This window comes from Baaleninema sp., from assembly GCF_049974805.1.
GTDB lineage: Bacteria > Cyanobacteriota > Cyanobacteriia > Cyanobacteriales > Geitlerinemataceae > Baaleninema.
Map to the genome: position 1 here is coordinate 1 of NZ_JBNGCO010000025.1, position 3,134 is coordinate 3,134.

Genomic DNA, 3,134 nt, shown 5'->3' on the forward strand with positions numbered 1-3,134 from the left:
GCATTTTAAATGCCGCCCTGGAAGGGCGGGGCTTGAAACCCCTAATTTTCGGTCACCGTTCGCCCCGACGCCACCGCCACCGAAGTTCGATCGGACGACTTCGACGCCATCCTCATTCCCGGCGGTGCCGCCCCCGATCGCATTCGCACCAACCCCAACGCCGTTAGCATCGTCATGGATGCAATGGCGCAAGGCAAAATCGTCGCCGCCATCTGCCACGGACCCCAAGTCCTCATCGAAGCGGACCAACTGCGAGGCAAAAAAGCCACCGGATACCGCGCCATCCGCAAAGATATGCAAAACGCCGGTGCCACCTACATCGACGAACCGCTCGTGATGGACGATAACCTCATCACCGCCAGACGCCCCGGCGACGGTCCCATCTTCACCACCGCCATTTTGACGAGTCTCGGCGTCACCCTCGAAGACACCGAACTCCCCGAAATCGCCAGCGAAGATTACGAATGGTGGCAACTCGGGGAAACCTGGGGCGGTTCCACACGGGAGGAAATCCTCTACGCCCTCAACACCGCCATCAGCGGCGAAAACTATACCCTCAAAGCCTTTGAAGAATACGGCAAACGAGCCGAAGATACGGAGTTAAACGCCATTCTCGCCCAAGTCGTTGCCACGAAACAGCGCCATATCGACCTACTCGAAGCTCGTCTGTCGGACTTTGGCGAATCCGTCACCTGGCAGTCTGTCGGAGGAGACGCCCTCGCCGCGTTGCAAAGCTGGTTGCAGTCGAGCGATAGCGATATGGACATCGCCCGTCGCGCCTTGGGCGACTTACAAACTGGGGTTGTCGATGTCTATCATCTCAGCACCAAACTAACCGACCCCATTACCGCCAATCTATTCGACGACATTGAAGAGCGATTGGCAATCCACGAACGGCGGTTTGGCGATTTCTGTCGCGCCCGCTCTCAAGCCACCGTCGAGCCTCCCATGCCCACAACTCTGGCATTCGCGTAATTTCCAAGCGCGTAATTTCCAGGGAACGCCGATTCCCAAAACAAGCGACTCGCAAAACACCATCATCCCCTCATCCCCGCATCTCTCGCGACAAAATGGCCGAATTCGCCAGTTCGGTCATTTTTTCGCGGGCTACCGCATCGTCTCCACCGAGTCCTTTGAGGGAGATTCGATAGCGCACGCCCTCGATCGACCATTCCATGACAGGCGGCGCACAAGACGCCCCGCACATCATGGGATTGAAATATCCCGTCACACCGTTGGCGAGTTCGACGGTTTCCGCGAAAGTTTCGCCGACGCCGTAATAGTCGCCGTCCGTGCGTTTGGCGGCGAACATCCCGTAAAAACAGGCACTGGCGCCGCGACAGTCGGGGTTGAAGGCTAACTCGATTTCGTATCGATCGACCTCCGCATCCGCAACCGCGTAAATCGTCGAGTCCTCCGGAAGGGGAACCTCATTCGGAAGGAGAACGGGAATCTCCGTAACGGGTTGAATTTCCGCTAACACCCCCTCAAAAATCGGCGCGACTTCCGATGTTGGCGTTGCTGCGGGAGCGGTTTCAGCCGATGCTTCCCCAATTTCCCCGTTTTCCGATTCCCCGTTTTCCGATTCCCCGTTCTCCGGTTGACTTTCCGCCTCGGGAGCGGCTTCAGGTTCCTCCGTCGCGTCTAACGGAACCTCTTCGGCGACCGGGATTTCCGCCGACTCGGGGGATGGCGTTGCTTCTGTGGCGATGTCGCCATCCGGTTGTCTCGGTTCCGCTGGCGGACTGCTCAGATTACAGCCACTCAACAGCAGCGCCGCATTGAACGCAACGACGGCTAGAAGTTCTTTCGATTTCACGTTAACCTTCAACATCCACGGTTTCATGTTGCGACCGTCGATCGACCTCCTTACGCTAACACGATCGCGCTCTACGGCTTCCCTCGCCCTCCGACCGAACGTCCGCCAAAACGTTACACTAAAATGTTGATAATGTTGAGATTCAAGAGAGAGCAGCACCCATGCAAAAGCGCAACACTGTAGAGACGCCCCATTTAATGCGTCGCGCGGAAGAACTCGTTGACGCCGCATCCAATCGCTATCGCATCACCGTCCAAGTGGCTAACCGGGCGAAACGCCGTCGCTATGAAGATTTCGACAATCTGGAAGAGCCGGGAATGAAACCCATCGTGCGGGCGATCGTAGAAATGTCCGACGAACTGACGCAACCGGAAATCATCGGCGACACCCATTAGGAAGATGATGGGATGATGGGGTGATGGGGTGATGGGATTTACTGCGTCACGCACCGCCCCCCCACCGGAAAAGCCAAACCGCCAAATTCATTGACTTATAAAATACATAAAAATAAAATCACAAATAATAGATTTATATATGTTTTTAGTGATGTTTTCAGTTTAAATAATATATTTAAAGACAAAACCAAAAAACAAAAATCGTTTTTATGCTATGAAAAAAAAACTGGTAAACTTCCTCGTCGCGTTTCTCTGCATGATGGCCGTAACCGTCATCGGGGCCACGGCAACTGAGGTCAATTCAAACTCTACCCATTCAACTGCTTCTGGGGATCAACTCGCCCAACGACCTCGGAGAACTGGGAATGCGTGGCAACGAGTTTACGAGGTGTTGCCGGAACTTCCCCGAGAAAATGAATATACCAACGTTGAAAGCGGAGAAATCGATCCCGATAACACCCTAATCGGACGGTTGATTCGCTATCACCTTTACGTCAAAGGACGCCCCTATCAATATCGCCTCGATTGGAAACTTACTCTGGCGGACTACCTCGGGGAAAACGAACTGATGAACGAGGCGGTTTATCCCGGTTACGATACCTTAGATACCAATCCTATGGAGGGCGATCGAGCCGCCATTCAAAGTTTGACCCCCCAACAACGAGATGATTTGGTTCACGTTCTCGTCAGCATTTTCTATCCCAACTATCTGACGTTGCTGCAAGAACAAGCCAATCGGGAAAGTTCTGCACCCACTGCATCAGAACCGACTGACGCCAACGCACCGCCGCGACGGGGAACCACCGTTCCGCAACTTCCCCAGGCGGGAGATGCGGAGTTGTTGCTTCCGTAATGGGAGGTGATGGAGAATGATGGAACAATGGAACGGGGCGGCGTTAGGTTGCGATCGCTCAAGTTTC

General features: G+C 54.4%; 4 protein-coding genes. 3 read left to right on the plus strand and 1 reads right to left on the minus strand.

Going from position 1 to position 3,134, the window contains the following annotated elements; translation table 11 throughout:
• The first annotated feature begins 108 nt into the window (after positions 1-108).
• A complete protein-coding gene (locus tag ACP5D4_RS07090; RefSeq protein WP_428010971.1) occupies positions 109-975 on the plus strand; it encodes a DJ-1/PfpI family protein in 867 nt (288 codons plus the stop codon).
• A 70-nt stretch (positions 976-1,045) separates the two neighbouring features.
• Here the strand turns inward: ACP5D4_RS07090 and ACP5D4_RS07095 are convergent, their stop codons facing one another.
• Entirely contained in the window at positions 1,046-1,834 is a 789-nt protein-coding gene (locus ACP5D4_RS07095; protein ID WP_428010930.1) for a hypothetical protein, read from the minus strand.
• 146 nt (positions 1,835-1,980) lie between these two features.
• Between ACP5D4_RS07095 and ACP5D4_RS07100 the strand changes: the two genes are divergently transcribed.
• Both ACP5D4_RS07100 and ACP5D4_RS07105 read left to right on the plus strand, forming a co-directional pair.
• Positions 1,981-2,214 (plus strand): DNA-directed RNA polymerase subunit omega, encoded by a 234-nt coding sequence (locus ACP5D4_RS07100; RefSeq protein WP_017663570.1) that lies wholly within the window; start codon positions 1,981-1,983, stop codon positions 2,212-2,214.
• A gap of 214 nt (positions 2,215-2,428) precedes the next feature.
• Positions 2,429-3,067 (plus strand): hypothetical protein, encoded by a 639-nt coding sequence (locus ACP5D4_RS07105; protein WP_428010931.1) that lies wholly within the window; start codon positions 2,429-2,431, stop codon positions 3,065-3,067.
• Positions 3,068-3,134: the final 67 nt, after the last annotated feature.